Origin of the sequence: Desulfosporosinus nitroreducens (genome assembly GCF_023897015.1) — a bacterium.
Lineage (GTDB): Bacteria > Bacillota > Desulfitobacteriia > Desulfitobacteriales > Desulfitobacteriaceae > Desulfosporosinus > Desulfosporosinus nitroreducens.
The window spans coordinates 57,663-73,079 of record NZ_JAMHFY010000006.1 but is presented as its reverse complement, the minus strand read 5'-3'; the positions used below and the strand labels follow the sequence as shown (position 1 = coordinate 73,079).

General features: G+C 41.8%; 18 protein-coding genes and 1 tRNA gene. 1 reads left to right on the top strand and 18 read right to left on the bottom strand.

Annotated elements, in window-relative coordinates:
* Positions 1–6 precede the first annotated feature (6 nt).
* The 14 genes from dnaB to M8E35_RS08765 all read right to left on the bottom strand — a co-directional run bounded on the left by dnaB (position 7) and on the right by M8E35_RS08765 (position 11,495).
* Positions 7–1,341 (bottom strand): replicative DNA helicase, encoded by a 1,335-nt coding sequence (gene dnaB, locus M8E35_RS08830; protein WP_073027047.1) that lies wholly within the window; start codon positions 1,339–1,341, stop codon positions 7–9.
* A 47-nt stretch (positions 1,342–1,388) separates the two neighbouring features.
* Positions 1,389–3,293 carry a Lon family ATP-dependent protease gene (gene lonC / locus M8E35_RS08825; protein WP_252468491.1) on the bottom strand — a complete coding sequence of 635 codons (1,905 nt, stop codon included), beginning with the start codon at positions 3,291–3,293 and terminating at the stop codon, positions 1,389–1,391.
* Positions 3,294–3,349: 56 nt separating this feature from the next.
* Positions 3,350–3,796 carry a 50S ribosomal protein L9 gene (gene rplI / locus M8E35_RS08820; RefSeq protein WP_073027043.1) on the bottom strand — a complete coding sequence of 149 codons (447 nt, stop codon included), beginning with the start codon at positions 3,794–3,796 and terminating at the stop codon, positions 3,350–3,352.
* A gap of 13 nt (positions 3,797–3,809) precedes the next feature.
* Positions 3,810–4,745, bottom strand: a complete 936-nt coding sequence (locus M8E35_RS08815) for a DUF2232 domain-containing protein (protein ID WP_252468489.1) — start codon at positions 4,743–4,745, stop codon at positions 3,810–3,812.
* A gap of 26 nt (positions 4,746–4,771) precedes the next feature.
* A complete protein-coding gene (locus M8E35_RS08810) occupies positions 4,772–5,074 on the bottom strand; it encodes a MazG-like family protein (protein WP_073027039.1) in 303 nt (100 codons plus the stop codon).
* Positions 5,075–5,401: 327 nt separating this feature from the next.
* The gene (gene rpsR, locus M8E35_RS08805; protein ID WP_007787675.1) at positions 5,402–5,632 is read right to left on the bottom strand and encodes a 30S ribosomal protein S18; all 231 of its coding nucleotides are present in this window, start codon (positions 5,630–5,632) and stop codon (positions 5,402–5,404) included.
* A gap of 21 nt (positions 5,633–5,653) precedes the next feature.
* A complete protein-coding gene (locus M8E35_RS08800) occupies positions 5,654–6,058 on the bottom strand; it encodes a single-stranded DNA-binding protein (RefSeq protein WP_073027037.1) in 405 nt (134 codons plus the stop codon).
* Positions 6,059–6,076: 18 nt separating this feature from the next.
* Positions 6,077–6,364, bottom strand: a complete 288-nt coding sequence (gene rpsF / locus M8E35_RS08795; RefSeq protein ID WP_073027035.1) for a 30S ribosomal protein S6 — start codon at positions 6,362–6,364, stop codon at positions 6,077–6,079.
* 143 nt (positions 6,365–6,507) lie between these two features.
* Positions 6,508–7,608, bottom strand: a complete 1,101-nt coding sequence (ychF, locus tag M8E35_RS08790) for a redox-regulated ATPase YchF (RefSeq protein ID WP_252468488.1) — start codon at positions 7,606–7,608, stop codon at positions 6,508–6,510.
* A gap of 80 nt (positions 7,609–7,688) precedes the next feature.
* Positions 7,689–7,883, bottom strand: coding sequence for a DUF951 domain-containing protein (locus M8E35_RS08785; RefSeq protein WP_229250642.1), 195 nt, complete (start codon positions 7,881–7,883; stop codon positions 7,689–7,691).
* 139 nt (positions 7,884–8,022) lie between these two features.
* Entirely contained in the window at positions 8,023–8,898 is an 876-nt protein-coding gene (locus M8E35_RS08780) for a mechanosensitive ion channel family protein (protein WP_252468487.1), read from the bottom strand.
* Positions 8,899–8,926: 28 nt separating this feature from the next.
* Complete coding sequence (locus M8E35_RS08775; RefSeq protein ID WP_252468486.1) at positions 8,927–10,303, bottom strand: aminopeptidase; 1,377 nt, start codon at positions 10,301–10,303, stop codon at positions 8,927–8,929.
* 188 nt (positions 10,304–10,491) lie between these two features.
* Positions 10,492–11,229, bottom strand: a complete 738-nt coding sequence (locus tag M8E35_RS08770) for a CvpA family protein (protein WP_252468485.1) — start codon at positions 11,227–11,229, stop codon at positions 10,492–10,494.
* Between the two features lie 168 nt (positions 11,230–11,397).
* Positions 11,398–11,495, bottom strand: a tRNA-Sec gene (locus M8E35_RS08765).
* A 184-nt stretch (positions 11,496–11,679) separates the two neighbouring features.
* On the opposite strand from M8E35_RS08765, the gene M8E35_RS26475 reads away from it, so the two are divergent.
* A complete protein-coding gene (locus M8E35_RS26475) occupies positions 11,680–11,811 on the top strand; it encodes a hypothetical protein (protein WP_289710746.1) in 132 nt (43 codons plus the stop codon).
* Positions 11,812–12,100: 289 nt separating this feature from the next.
* On the opposite strand, the gene M8E35_RS08760 is transcribed toward M8E35_RS26475, so the two are convergent.
* From M8E35_RS08760 to M8E35_RS08745, 4 genes are all read right to left on the bottom strand, one after another.
* The gene (locus tag M8E35_RS08760) at positions 12,101–12,727 is read right to left on the bottom strand and encodes a CBS domain-containing protein (protein WP_252468484.1); all 627 of its coding nucleotides are present in this window, start codon (positions 12,725–12,727) and stop codon (positions 12,101–12,103) included.
* Positions 12,728–13,010: 283 nt separating this feature from the next.
* Positions 13,011–13,715, bottom strand: a complete 705-nt coding sequence (locus M8E35_RS08755; protein ID WP_252468483.1) for an ABC transporter ATP-binding protein — start codon at positions 13,713–13,715, stop codon at positions 13,011–13,013.
* Positions 13,715–14,482, bottom strand: coding sequence for an ABC transporter ATP-binding protein (locus M8E35_RS08750; RefSeq protein ID WP_252468482.1), 768 nt, complete (start codon positions 14,480–14,482; stop codon positions 13,715–13,717). Before M8E35_RS08750 ends, M8E35_RS08755 begins: the two co-directional genes overlap by 1 nt.
* Positions 14,463–15,416: a branched-chain amino acid ABC transporter permease gene (locus M8E35_RS08745; protein ID WP_252468481.1), complete on the bottom strand. Its 954-nt coding sequence runs from the start codon at positions 15,414–15,416 to the stop codon at positions 14,463–14,465. Before M8E35_RS08745 ends, M8E35_RS08750 begins: the two co-directional genes overlap by 20 nt.
* Between the last annotated feature and the right edge of the window lies 1 nt (position 15,417).

The window sequence follows — 15,417 nt, the reverse complement described above, 5'->3', positions numbered from 1 at the left end:
GGATTGTTAAGCACTTTGATGTTGTCGATCCAGGTTTACAAACTTGGTGAATTCTCTAAGAAACCCTAATTCAACGGTTCCTACTGGACCGTTACGGTGTTTTGCAATAATCAACTCTGCTATTCCTTTTTTTTCTGACTCCGGATGATAATAATCATCCCGATAAATGAATGAGATCACGTCTGCATCCGCTTCAATTGCTCCTGACTCCAACAAGTCTGACATCATAGGCCGTTTATCTTGGCGTTGTTCAACCCCTCGATTAAGCTGTGACAAAGCAATGACTGGCACTTTTAGTTCACGAGCAAGCCCTTTGAGAGATCTGGAGATTTGTGCAACTTCCTGTTGGCGGCTTTCAGACTTTTTCCCTACAGACAAAAGCTGCAGATAATCAATAATGATCATCCCTAAATTATGTTCTGTCTTCAATCTGCGAGCCTTCGAACGAAGCTCTGCCAAGGAGATCCCTACGGTATCATCAATAAAGATCGGGGCATCCGAAAGAGGCCCCACTGCTCTCGTCAACTTCGGCCAGTCTGCATCCAGTAAGTCTCCCGTCCTTACACGCTGTTGATCAACCATCGCTTCTCCACAAAGCATTCGTTGTACTAATTGTTCTTTGGACATTTCCAAGCTAAAAACTGCAACCGGGACCTTCGCCCGAACTGCCGCATTTTGTGCCATGTTTAAAACAAGCGCCGTTTTTCCCATGGAGGGCCGAGCTGCAATAATCACCAAATCAGAAGGTTGCCAACCCGAAGTCATTCGATCTAATTCCGTAAAAAAGGTTGGAACACCCGTTAGATTTCCTTTATGAGCATAGAGATACTCTATCTTTTCAAAGGTCTCTAATAGAACGTCACGAATAATACTAAACCCATCTTTAACACGTCGGCGAGAAAGATCCAGAATTAATTTTTCTGCTTCTTCCAGAAGGCTGCGAGCCTCTTCCCCCGGCTCATATCCCCGTTCCAGGATACTGCTTGTTGCTCGAATAAGTTGACGCAACAGAGCCTTTTCCGTTACAAGTTTAGCGTAATATTCTACATTTGCTGCAGAAGGTACAGAACGGGCAATTTCAGAGATTGTCGCTATTCCGCCCACTTGTTCCAGACGCCCCTGACGACGTAAAACTTCTGCAACACTTACTAAGTCAACCGGGTCTCCCTTTTCAGAGAGATCTTGAATTGCTGAAAAAATCAAACGGTGATTATCTCTATAAAAATCATCCGGTTGAAGTATTTCAAAGACAGAACTCCCAGCCTCCGGATCGAGCATCATTGCGCCCAAGACCGCTTGTTCGGCCTCTAAATTCTGTGGTGGAACTTTTATGAGTTCCATATCTTCTCTCCTCCGGTCATACTAACTCTAATATTCTACATTAATATTTAAATATCAAAAACATGGCTCATAGCCTCTTCGATCGTCCTGACAGGCACCACTTCAATGCCCTGTAAACTTAGAGGTACGTCCGCCATATTTTCAAAGGGGATCAAAACCTTCCGAACTTCAACCTGCTTAGCACCAAAAATCTTTTCATAAATCCCGCCGACTGGTTTAACTTTCCCTTGAATAGAGATCTCTCCAGTCACAGCAACATCCTGCCTGAGCGGTTGTTTTTTTAATGCACTGTAAATGGCCAAGGTTGTTGCCAGTCCTGCTGATGGACCGTCAATTTTTGCCCCGCCAATTATGTTAACATGCACATCGTAATTACGTAAATCTTCCCCTGTAAGATCACGAATAACAGCGGCGGCATTAAATACAGCATCTCTAGCCATACTTCCAGCAGTTTCATTAAACCGGATCGTGCCTTTTCCATCTTGTCCTGTAAAGGTAATCGCTTCAATTTCCAATACTGAGCCTAAGAATCCAGCTACCCCCAGCCCTAAAACTCGTCCGATTTCCACGTTGCTTTGGACTTTTCTAAAAATAAAAGGGGTCAGCCGAGCAGAGCGCAGGACTTCATAGACATCCTCACTTGTTACTCTAACTTCCTCTTGTTCTGGGTTGCGATACCTGGCCAGACCGTAAGCATCTGTCAGAATACTATTAGCCTTGCGCCCCTCTATCACATATTCACTAATAATTTCAGGGACATTATCTTCCAAGCTCACGCCAAGCTTATCCCCTGCTTGACGTATAATGTGTTGAACATCTCTCGGTTCTAATGGCACGAAGAAAACTTCTGAACAGCGAGAACGCAAGGCAGGATTAAGTTCAGCCGGATCCCGCGTGGTTGCCCCAATCAGAACAAAATCAGCGGGTGCTCCCTCATCAAAGAGTTTCTTTATCCATTGAGGAACTTGACTGTTTCCGGGATCATAATAGGAAGAATCAAAGAATGCACGCTTATCCTCGAGCACTTTAAGCAACTTATTTAAAAGTAAAGGATCCATTTCCCCAATTTCGTCGATAAAAAGAATCCCTCCATGAGCATCGCTCACCAGACCCATTTTAGGTTCTGGTATACCCGTATCTGCCAGGTCATGCTTCGCACCTTGATAGATCGGATCATGTACCGAACCTAAGAGAGGATTGGTTACATCCCTGGGATCCCATCTTAAGGTTGTACCATCCACCTCAATAAAGGGTGCATCCTTAGTAAAGGGAGAGTAGGGCCGGTTTTTAACCGTTTCTAAAGCAACCCTGGCTGCCGAAGTTTTACCAACTCCGGGTGGACCATATATCAACATATGTTGAGGATAGGGTGTTGCTAATTTGGCCAAAAGTGCTTGTACAGAGCTTTCCTGCCCTACAATTTCTTCCACAGTTTGGGGCCGTAATACATCAAACGCCGATCGTTTAAGTGAAACAGTATTCATCTTCTCGAGAATGGCTAACTTCTTTAGTGTTTGAGCATTTTCCGGTCCAGCAGTTTCTTTTAGCACATTCATTTTAATTTCTTTAACGTAATCCTGATGACGTTCCTGCATCTTTTCTGAAACTACCCGTTCAAGTCGATCTTCAACTGCACGTCGAGCAATAAGATCTGCTATTTGTTCCTCAATTTCATCTAATATCTGGGGTATCTCCTGCATTTTTGGTATCTGTTGAGCCGTAGGATCATCAGATACGATTTTTCGTAATCCGGCGACACGTTCAACAAGTTCATCCGAGCGCATGAGCTTTAGTGCTTCCAATCGACTGGCCTTAAGAACTAGCTTGTCAGTTCCATAATAATTTGAAAGCAGTACATAAAGTGCTTCTACTTCTCGAATCCACTCTTCCTCATCTTGTAACCGATCGCCGAGATTTGTTTGATTTAACCATTTTGTCAAAATCCCTTTCATTGAGGGGACCCCTTTCACGAGAACAGATTATCGTTGGTCATGTTTTGTGTCTTCTTTTAGATAGCACTTACATGTACCTGGAGCTTCGCAATCACTTCCGGATGGATCTTCACATGCACTTCATAGCTGCCAAGAGCTTTAATAGGCTCTTTAATATCCAATTTCCGTTTATCTATTTCTACACTATGCTGTTTCTTTAAGGCATCGGCAATTTCTTTACTTGTCACAGACCCAAACAAGCGACCGCCTTCACCTGTTTTTGTCTTAACTTCGATTTGAAGGGCATTAAGTTTATTACCTAATTGAATTGCATCTTCTTTTTCCTTTACTTTGCGGCGATCTTCCAGAGCTTTCTTATGTGAAATATCCTGAATATTGCCTGTAGTAGCCTCAATAGCTAATTTCTTAGGGAAAAGAAAATTTCTGGCATATCCATCTGCAACCTCTAAAATTTGTCCTTTTTTACCGGTTCCTTTGACATCTGCTTGAAGAATAACCTTCATATAAAATTCCTCCTTACGATTCTTCCGGTAAGCGCCGAAAATTCATTACTAAATCAAACAGTCCAAATATAATTATACTGACAAAACTAAACATGAAATATATGAAGTTAACAAGAATTAAGGCCCATTTAAGAAACCTGGGAATCCTTGGGGATTGTAACAAATAGAGATACGCAGAAATCCCCAACACCAGGGTAAATGCAGCGTAAACAACCATAAGGTTAATTCCTATTCCACGAATAACAGGCCAGGAAAACTGATCCCCTAAGAGATAGCATGCGATTCCCAAAACCGCTCCCCAAACCGCATACCAAGGGAGGCGCCAACGGGTGAATGGAATCCATTCCATGTCCCCTTTAAACAAACGCCTCATAACATAGAAGACAAACCCAAACTCAATTATGGCGAGAATCGCGGCAATACTTGGAATGACTAAAGCATAAATGTCAATTCCTTGTTGCAACAAATCTCGGATCTGCACCTCGTTTATGCCTTGTTGTTTCATTATTTCCAACAATCCAGACGCGTGGTATTGTTGAACTGTTGTATTAATCATGACATTTGCCGTATCAGCATCAAATCCTTGTAAAACAAACGGCAGAGTTTGTACCATACCTAAAACTGCTGCCACGACAGCACTCCAAAAAAAGTTTACACGTATCGGCCAACCCTTTTGCCACCCAAAAACGCCCAGCAATCCCGCTAATGGTACAAAGCCAAGGTAATTAATAGCTTCAATCTTAAAAATCACCAAGGCTGCAATATAGCCAATCGCCAAAAAGAATGCAACAGTAAACACTCCTTTTCGACGACCCACAATAAACACACTGAATAACAAAAATACTTCCCAAAAAAAACCCCATGTTCCCATCGCGATTCCCACCCCGGGAAAGGTCAAAAGAATCATTCTCGCTAAGTAATCTCGTGCCAATTCATCACTTATAAACATTATCTCCAACTTTCTCCTATTAAAAGTTAATCCTCAGGGGCTAGATAACTTAATAATAAGCTCAAATCTCCCCATTGCTTTTCAAGATTCATTTCGTCCGTATTTTTTAGACCTTCCAAGCGTTGCAACAACATACGATCAAGTCGAGAAAAGTCAAAACCCAACCTTCTTGCTAATAAATAGCTCATTCCTACAAGGTCTGCCAAGCCCTGAATCATTTCATCCTCAGAACCGCTCAGAGTTCCATGTTGAACAAGCCACTGAGCCTGAATTAGATTAACCTTGAGTTCATCAATAGCTTTTAAGCCTTTAACAACATCTACTTCAATATCCAGGGATGCCCCCTCCTAATCTCTATCCACTTCAGAGACTCCCACTTCTTTTAAGTGAGAGTTTTTGTTCTCTGCTTCCGATGTTCAGCTTGAGCTAAACAAGTTACCTTTTTGTACGTTATACTCTCTAAGAAACAAACTGTGCCTATCGAATACAGTTCGTGATAAACCTACGAATCTCCTGCACCTTTATTGAATGAAAATTTAACCAAGGAACCTTCCAGAAAGTTATATTTTTTTACGGTACCGTAATTTTATACTCTTTACTAATTTTATACTCTTTACTATTATAAAATAGAAAAGGGAGCTCTCGCTCCCTTTTATCTACTCTACACTATATGGCAATAAGGCAATACTGCGAGCCCGTTTGATAGCCAAGGTTACTTGGCGCTGATGCATAGCGCAGTTTCCAGAAATACGACGAGGCAATATCTTGCCGCGGTCAGTAACATACTTACGCACTTTATGAGTCTCTTTGTAATCCATTGACTCCACTTTGTCTACACAAAAACTGCATACCCGTTTACGTGGGCGACGTCCGCGTTCACGTTTCATACTAATTCTCCCCTTCCCCTGTTAGAATGGGATGTCATCATCCAAATTTACTTCATGTCCAAACGAACTATTTCCGCCTGAAGATTTTGATTCTGTGCTTCCTCCGTCTTTAGGACTCAGGAAACGAACATCTTCAGCAATAACCTCTGTAACCCAGCGTTTTTGACCGTCTTGTCCAGTGTACGAACGCACTTGAATTCGTCCATCTACCGCTGCCAGTTTTCCCTTCGCTAAATAATTAGCACAGAGTTCAGCAAGTTGTCGATAGACCACACAATTAATAAAGTCTGTATCTCTTTCCCCTTGAGCATTTTTGTAATTGCGATCAATCGCTAATGTAAAATTGGCGACCGCTACACCTGTTGGCGTATAACGCAATTCGGGGTCTTTCGTCAAACGGCCAATCAAAACGACACGATTTAACATATATGCCCCACCGTCCTTTTAGTCATCTTTTCTAACGGTTAGGAAACGGATTACATCGTCAGATATTTTCATAACCCGCTCAATTTCCTGAGATGTACGGCCTTCGCCTTCAAAATTCATCAGGATATACTGGCCTTCTTTGTAATCATTGATTTCATAGGCTAACCGACGTTTACCCCACTTTTCGACGGTTAGATTTGCTCCGCCATTGCTGGCAACGAGCCCTCCTAAACGATCAACTAGTGCCGTGGTTGCCTCCTCATCTAGATCTGGCCTGATGATATAAAGTAATTCATACGCTTTCATATTTGCACCTCCCCTCGGACTAAACGGCCCCGATTTTACGGAGCAGGGATATTTAGACTACCAAGCAGAAATTATACCATTCTATCCCTTAAAAAGCAACTTTTCTGTTTCAATTTCTTTATTGGTGAAAATACTTCTTAAGTTTATACGTTAAAGCGGAAGTGAACAATATCTCCATTGTTCATAATATATTCCTTACCCTCTAAACGAACCAGTCCTTTATCTCTTGCACCATTTATACCGTTGTACTCCACGAAGTCCTTGTAAGAGACTACTTCTGCGCGAATAAATCCATGTTCAAAATCAGTATGAATTACCCCTGCAGCTTTAGGAGCCTTTGTTCCCTGGTAAATCGTCCAGGCTTTGACTTCGATAGGTCCAGCTGTAAAAAACGTCATGAGGCCTAATAAATGGAAGGCTACTCGAATTAATCGGTCTAGTCCTGATTCTTCGAGCCCCAGGTCTTCCAGAAAAGCATCCTTTTCATCTGCCTCAAGCTCTGCAATTTCCGCTTCAATCTGTGCGCAGACTACAACAACTTCGGCACCCTCTTCGGCAGCAATCGCCTTAACCTGTTGAACATAGGGATTATCAGCTGCTGTAGCTAGTCCAGTTTCACTAACATTCGCTACATAGAGCACCGGTTTTAGAGTCAAGAGCGAAAATCCCTTTAGAATATCCCGTTCCTCATCTGTAAAGGTCAATGAACGAGCCCCTTTACCCTGATTGAACACTTCCTTCAAGCGTTCTAAGAGTGCAATTTCCCCTTGAGCCTTTTTATCTCCCGTTTTCAAGAGTTTCGATGTACGCTCAGAACGCTTCTCTATACTCTCCATATCCGCTAAGACTAACTCAAGGTCAATCGTCTCAATGTCCCGCTTAGGGTTTACATTACCTTCAACGTGGATAACATTCTCATCTTCAAAACAGCGCACGACATGCACAATTGCATCGACCTCGCGAATGTGGGACAAGAACTTGTTCCCCAAGCCTTCCCCTTTACTTGCTCCCTTAACGAGTCCGGCAATATCTACAAACTCAACAGTTGCAGGAACAATCTTCTTAGGATGAACCATATCCGCGAGTTTTTGTAAACGGGAATCAGGTACTTCTACCATTCCAATATTTGGATCTATCGTGCAAAATGGGTAATTTGCGGCTTCGGCACCCGCTTGAGTAATGGCGTTAAACAACGTCGACTTACCAACATTCGGCAAGCCAACAATTCCTGCATGTAAAGTCATGACTGAACCTCCTCATAATACACTGACGAGCTATCTTAACCGATTATATGTGATGTTTTCTTACTCTGCAACCACTCTGCTCATTTTTCATCAGCACGCTGAAGAATTTCCTTTAAATTGCGTTCGAGTTTTACTCTGGGAATCCAAGCTTGATGCTGACATCCTAAACACTGGATACGAAAATCCATCCCTGTTCGCATTACTTTCCAATCTAGACTGCCACAGGGATGAGGCTTACGAAGACGAACAATATCTCCCACATTTAACGGAATCATCACTAATTCCCCTCTCTAAATCGAGGTTCGAAGTTCGAGGCACGAAGCACGGATATGAAAATCGCACATCATTTCTCACCTTGAATAAACTTAAACTTTTATAAAACAATTTTTATATGTCAGTTAAGAATATGTTTTATCACGTCTTTTCTTTATCGCGTTTCAAGGGATCAGACATAAAAATATTTTGTTGTGGTGTTCGAATTCCTTCTTTTAAAAAAGCGCTGTGAATTTGACGACGCAGTTCTCGCTCCAAGCTCCATTGTTCATTAGGTTGAGTAAATCCAATCACTCTCAAAACAGCATTTCGTTCTCCAAACTGGATGACACCCTGCACTGCAGGGGGATCAATAATTTTATCCTCAAACTCCGTACTGACTGTCTCGCAAACAGAATGCATTACTTTCATGGCCCTGTCTAAGTCTTCATCATAGGGAACCAGTATATCAACTAAAGCCCTCATCTTGCCACGGCTGAAATTGGTAACGGCTGTAATGCTGCCATTAGGAATAATATGAAGTTCGCCGCCCCAGTCCCTTAGATGTGTTGCCCGAATCCCAGTCTCTTCTACAACTCCCGCAAATTGTCCAGTTTGTATATAATCTCCAACGGAAAACTGATCTTCGAAAAGGATGAAAAATCCGCCAATTATATCTTTAACCAGGCTTTGCGAACCAAAACCTAATGCTACACCCAAGACACTAGCCGAGGCTAGAAGAGTCCCAGTGTCAAAATTAAATATGTGTTTAAGCGTATGTAGAATAGCAGTAAAGGTAATTAAATAAAACGACATACTTCTAAGAAGCGAGAACATTGTATTAGCCTTACGTTCATCGAGGATTTTTTTTCCTTTGTGATCCAGTAACGTTCTTCGTAATAAATAAATTATTAACCAATAAGCGACACGCGAAATAACAAGTATTATTACAATATATAATATCGAATTTAAGGCAGCAGTTCCGAATTGCTGCCAATCAAAGTGGTTCAAGCTACTCTGAATCCATGCACTATTCATGTATAAGTCTTCCCTTTCAGTTAATCGGTTAGCTCTGATATTTCAGAAATGCATGATACCCACGTATCATCATCACTAAATCAGCAATCGAGGAGATTTCCCAAGGAGCATGCATACTTAGAATTCCCACACCACAATCCAAGACTTCCATTCCGTATATGGCCATATATTGGGCAATTGTCCCACCGCCCCCTTGATCAACTTTCCCTAATTCGGCTGTTTGCCACGAGATCTTAGCATTATCGAAAATTCTGCGAACTTCAGAAACAAATTCTGGGTTGGCATCACTCGTACCATATTTCCCTCCAGAACCAGTATATTTACTGATAACCAAACCTCGTCCTAAAAAGGCTGAATTACGTTTATCCATAACATCGGCGTAATTAGGATCATATCCACCTGTGACATCCGCGGAAAGTGCTTTAGCTCGAGCCAGAGAGCGCCTGACCATTAACCCGTCGTAGTTTCCATTTTGCAATGTGATAAGTTCCGCAATAAAGTTTTCTAAGAAACGAGCTTTCATACCTGTATTGGAATCGCTGCCAATCTCTTCTTTATCCGCAAAAAGAACAATCGTTGTCCACTCCGGTTGCTTTATTTCTTCAATCGCTTTCCAAGCAGCAAAAGAACAGATTCGATCATCTTGTCCATATCCGGCAATAAAGCTGCGGTCCAATCCTGCATAACGAGCCTTTCCGGCAGGTACGACCTCTAACTCTGCACTTACAAAATCGTCCTCTTCGATACCATATTTGTCCTTAAGAAAGAGGAGTATCGCTGATTTAACCCGTTCATCACCCTCTCCCGGGGAAGGATTGTGTCCTAACAAAAGATTAAGTCCTTCTCCAGCTATAGCCTCGCGTAATTTCTTGTTATATTGATCCTTAGAAAGGTGTGGGAGTAAGTCCGAAATTGTGAAGATTGGATCTTCTTCATCTTCCCCAATCACAATTTCAGCCTTATGCCCATCGCGCAGGATGACAACACCATGAAGAGCCAGAGGCAAGGCCATCCATTGATATTTCTTGATCCCTCCATAGTAATGGGTTTTTAGAAAAGCTAATCCTTCTTCTTCATAGAGAGGGCGTTGCTTAATATCTAACCTGGGAGCGTCAATATGGCTCGCAATTAAACGGAATCCTTCATTTAATGGTCGGAGCCCTGCAATAGCTAAAATGCCGGCTTTTCCCCGAACAGCCAGACGAACCCTCTGACCAAGCTTAAAGTTATCCACTTTATCAAGAGGTATAAACCCGCTTTGATGAGCCCACCCTTCTATGATCTGCCAAGATTCCCTCTCCGTTTTTCCCTTACTCAAAAAGGAGAGGTATTCAATCATCGCTTGATCTTCTTGCTCCGACATCCCTAGTTCATCCCACGCTAATTTTACCTTTTTAAAGCCCACGAGAATCACCCCTACCTGAATTAACTTGGCAAGATTATGCTGCCAGATACTCTAAGTCTTCTTCTTCTTCGTTTGATTTATACGATAGTATGTCCAGCTAAACTCCAGTTGCCTGAAGTAGCTTTCCTAATATACCATGACTAACGGCTGCCTAAATCCCCGCTTCCTAAGCAGACATTAATTAGCGCTTAAAACCAAACTCCCTTACCCATTGATAGTGGTTCAAGGAGCTTTTCCCTAAGTTGTGCCGAAAATATCTGGTCTAAGGCGTTAAAAGTCTCTACCAAATAGGGGTAAAGGTATGAGTTCAGGACGAGCCCACTAAAGCTATGATTCACATCTATTTGTAACAGTGGTGTCAATATACCTGCCAATACAGATAAACCAATAAGGGAGCTTAGTCCACCAAACAAAAGTCCCCCTCCGCGATTAAACGACCCACTCCAAATGCCTAATGGGCGAAGGAGAATAAATACTAATAACTGCATTGCTAACACCACACAATAAAACACAAAGCCAAAGGCTATTAGGCTTAAGATACTGTCAGTAATCGTTCCAGCTAGGCTATGAGTCATTTGTTCAATAGTTTGAGGAATTTCTACACCAGGTAATTCTGCAGAAGGGAGCATACTGCGCCATTCTTCGGGTATTACGCCTATTATGTTACCTAGTACTTTTTGTTGTAAAGTTAAGGCCTTAGACTCTACAGAGGGAAGCAGAGTCCGATAAATTACAGGCTCTATCCATTCCCGAAGCGGAAGGTAATGTTCTGTCCAGCGAAGAGCAGCCATGTATTGCCACGATGCCACTAAGAAGCCGGCAATCCAAATGAAAAAATTAAAAATACTTGTTATTAAGCCTCTTTGATAGCCATGCAACGCTCCTAACAAGACAAACCCTATAATAAGCACATCAATCAGATTCACATAGTCCCCCCCTAATAAATCATCCGCTTATCTTCTTATTCTTATGTCAAAAGGCAGCCTCACGCTGCCTCCAAATAAACAAATAAAACCTTACTAGATTTAGTTCTTCTAAGACTGTCCAATAATTAGACCAAAATGTACACTCCTAATAATTCGGACCTTGGTTAATGGCGGGGATGCGTGCGAATCGAACACACCTCGGAACGTTCTGCGTCCCGACACGCGGATTTGAAGTCCGGGAGCAGCACCAGCCACCATCCATCCCCCTGCTAACGTCAATAATATTATCACATTCATATATATTTGGGAAGTAAATAACTCTACCGAAAGATATTGTTTATTAATACGCTATAAAATAGGTTTAAATTTCCTGAATTTTGTGCACACTAATTATGTGTAAGAAGATTCAAACTCTTTTAATGCTTAAACAAAAGGGGGTTAAAAATCATCATGAATCGATCGGATGTTTTATTTTCTAACTTAACTAGTGACCAGATTGAAGACCTTAAAGCCTTAGAAAACAAGTTCAATGGTAAACAAGGACAAGAAACCATCTTAATAGCTTATACAAGTCCAAAATAATACATACTTTACATTAAGATAAAATTTCATACTGCGAATCAACTTCCTGCAGAATACAGTTCCTCCGCTAATTCACTAATTTAACCCTGCAGATTAGCAAGTCTGCTCATTAGATATAGTACTTACATTAACGCTTTAACAACATTTAAACTTACCTAAGTAATTCTAACGATTTTTAGATCATTATCATTTCATTTTTAGGGATATCTACTCGGCTTATAAAGAAGAATTGAAAGCACTGAGTGAATTTACATTCACTTCAGTGCTTTCTTTAGTCGTACACTAACCTCTATTTTTTGATCTGGTATCCCTTTTTTTCTAGGGACGCTTCAACTTCAGCTACTTGATCACCTTGGAGGCGTGCAAGAATTTGAATTTGATTATCTCTGAGATGATATACGGCTAAACTTCCAATATTAACATCAAACTCCTTGGTTGATAGAGCAAGATCTAGCATAACACCAACTTGATCCTTAGTTTCAATCATTACGCGCTGTCCTGGGCTACGAAATCCCATAATATCTAAAAAAGCATCCATTATATCTGAGCCCGTGATAATCCCGACTACCTTGCCTCCATCTACGACAGGCAATCCTCCAATTTTGTGATCTCGCATTAACAAAGCTGCGTCCTCAATTTGAGTGTCAGGGTGACAGGTCACAACCTTTTTAATCGCTACTTCACGAATAGGGGTTTTAGCTATGAGATAGTTGAGTTCAAAAATACTCAAAGTTGTTGCCGGGGAAGGAGAGACCTCGCGAAGATCCCCATCTGTTACTAATCCAACAAGTTTCCCCTTTTCTACGACCGGCATTCGGCTAATCTTCTTTTCTCGCATAAGAGCCATGGTATCTGCAATAGTTTTTTCCGGAGTGACTGTGAAAACTTGAGCTGTCATAAATTGACGAACATACATGTACAATTACCCCTTTCCACTTTAGATCTCAGCCTTGTTAATGTCACTCTTTGGCACCAAGCTAGTGTAGCCGGCAGATGCTTAGAAGCCGCTTTTGTCATGTCCATAAGGCCAAGTGCCCCTGTTGCCAAAACTCAACCAAGGATGGTTGAGATTAGAGCACCGCCATGACTCGAACAAAGATGTTCGAGGTTAGTACACCACCATGGATGGCATAGTGCCGTGATGGCTAGATGGGGCAGATCTGAAAAATCTGCTCTCTGCCTTGTCTTTATATATGCATTTAGCCTCCTAAGTAGGCCTTACGGACTTCTTCACTAGCCGCTAATTGTTTAGCATCTCCTGAAAGCACAATTTTACCTGTCTCTAATACGTAAGCGCGGTTGGCTATAGAAAGCGCCATATGAGCATTCTGTTCTACAAGTAAAATAGTTGTTCCGCTAGCATTAATTTCTTTTATGATTGAGAATATTTGTTTTACCAAGATTGGAGCTAAACCCATTGAAGGTTCATCGAGAAGAAGCAACTGGGGTTTGGACATTAGGGCTCGACCCATCGCTAGCATTTGTTGTTCTCCACCAGATAAGGTACCCGAAAGTTGGCTTTTCCTTTCAAGCAAACGTGGAAATAACTCATATACTCGTTTCATATCTTCTTTAATACCTGCTTTGTCTTTACGCAAGTATGCTCCAAGTTCCAAGTTCTCGATAACAGTCATATTGGCAAACACTCGCCGTCCTTCTGGAACCTGAGATATTCCCTGGGCAACAATAGTTTGCGGAGCTATACTGGCCAGGTCTGCACCTTTAAACATTACCTTGCCATCTTTTGGTCGCAACAATCCCGAAATAGTCTTTAAACTTGTACTTTTCCCTGCACCATTTGAGCCGATTAGGGTTACAATTTCGCCCTGATTAACCTCGAGGGAAATCCCTTTAAGGGCATGAATGGCACCATAGTAAACATTGACATCTTCAAGGACAAGCATCAGACAACCTCCTCCCCTAGATAAGCCTCAATGACTTTGGGATTGCTCTTGATTTCATCTGGTGCCCCTTGAGCTATAATCATTCCGTAATCTAAAACATAGATGCGTTCACACACACCCATAACTAAAGACATATCATGCTCGATTAACAGAATCGTAAGCTTAAACTTTTCCCGTATCCAACGAATAAGATTCATCAGGTCATGTGTTTCTTGAGGATTCATACCTGCAGCAGGCTCATCCAGCAATAGGAGTTTAGGCTCAGTTCCCAGGGCACGAGCAATCTCCAAGCGTCGTTGTTCACCATAAGGCAAATTCTTCGCAATTTCTTCTGCCTTATGGTCAAGATTAAAGATCTTTAACAACTCCATAGCCTTTTGTTGCATCTCTTCTTCACCAGCGTAATAGCTTGGCAGGCGAAGGAACGCACTAAAAACTCCATATGAACTCCGTTGATGATAGGCTATCTTGACATTATCTATGACGCTCAAATCGCTAAATAATCGGATATTTTGAAACGTCCGTGCCATTCCTCGCTGGGTGACATGATAGGGTTTAAGCCCTCGCATATCCTTATCCTGAAACAATATTTTTCCTTCTGATTGTTCGTACACTCCTGTGAGTAAATTAAAAGCCGTAGTTTTTCCGGCCCCGTTCGGACCTATCAATCCGATTAGTTCCCCTTCGTTAATCTCAATATTTAGATTTGAAACTGCTTTTAATCCACCAAATGACTTAGAGAGTTTTTCAATCTTTAGAAGAGGCATTTTTCTCACCCTTCTTTCCGAGGAAACTTAAGCTAAATTCTTTAGTTCCTAATAGTCCCTTCGGTCTAAAAATCATCATTACTATCAAAAGTATTGCTGTAATCACAAGTCGCCATTCCGGCCAACCAGATAATGCTGCGGAAACAACCGTCATCACCACTGCCCCAAGAATGCTGCCCGTTAAGCTTCCTAAGCCGCCAAGTACAACCATAACTAAAATATCAAAGGATTTAAGAAAACTGAACGTTAATGGTTGAATAATGTATAGATAATTGGCATAAATTCCACCCGCTAATCCAGCGAAGAAGGCCCCAATCGTAAACGCCATGATCTTATATTTAGTAGTATTAATACCCATGACATCTGCAGCGATTTCGTTCTCACGAATAGAGATGCATGCTCGACCGTGCGTAGAATAAATAAAGTTCCGAATAATGATAACACTTATAACCATGAGCCAAAAAGCCCAGGTCCAAGTAATTGTTTTCGGCACTGAAAATCCTGAAGCCCCTCCGACATACTCCATATTCAAAAAGATAATTCGTACAATTTCCCCAAATCCAAGGGTCGCAATCGCTAGATAGTCTCCCTTAAGCCGTAACGTAGGCAGACCAATCAAAAAACCCGCCAATGCAGACACCAGTGCCCCGGCAAGAAGCGCCAGCATAAGCGGCCCTTGAAATTTAACAACGACAATCGCAGCCATGTATGCCCCAATCGCCATAAAACCTGCATGTCCAATTGAAAACTGACCGGTTATCCCATTAATCAAGTTTAAACTAGTCGATAGAATAATAAAGATACAAACCTGAATCAAAGTAAGAGCTATAAAAGGAGGTAAAATATCCATTAGAATACTGCCCTGAACGATGGCATAGACAAGTAGGACCCCCAGTAAGGTTACAACACTTTGACGATTAATTCGCTTACCCATG